General features: G+C 43.1%; 1 protein-coding gene. It reads left to right on the forward strand.

The annotated features are described in order from the left end of the window. Positions 1-76: 76 nt before the first annotated feature. The coding region (locus BU804_RS03340) for an IS5 family transposase (protein WP_143298920.1) at positions 77-392 on the forward strand (316 nt) is incomplete at its 3' end.

Raw genomic sequence — 392 nt, forward strand, 5'->3', positions numbered from 1 at the left:
CTAGATAGTGTAGTCACGAGAAATAAAATAAATGCTTAAATGTGCTACTCTTCTACGCTCATCAATGGAGCATCTTATGGAAGCGCACAGAAGACATGATATATCCGACAGAGTTTGGAATTTACTGGAACCTCATTTGCCAGGAAAAAGAGGGGCTTGGGGTGGTATAGCAAGAGATAATAGGACTTTTATCAATGCAGTATTTTGGATATTAAGAACGGGAGCTCCATGGAGGGATTTGCCTCCAGATTACTGTGGTTGGAGCAATACTCATCGGCGATTTATCCGATGGCGCAATCAGAGAGTCTGGGAAAGGTTGCTTGAGGTGCTGATTGACGATCCAGATTATGAATGGCTTGTGATAGATGCTTCGCATTGTCAAGTGGATCCTC

Origin of the sequence: Candidatus Protochlamydia sp. W-9 (genome assembly GCF_001950615.1) — a bacterium.
Taxonomy (GTDB): domain Bacteria; phylum Chlamydiota; class Chlamydiia; order Chlamydiales; family Parachlamydiaceae; genus Protochlamydia; species Protochlamydia amoebophila.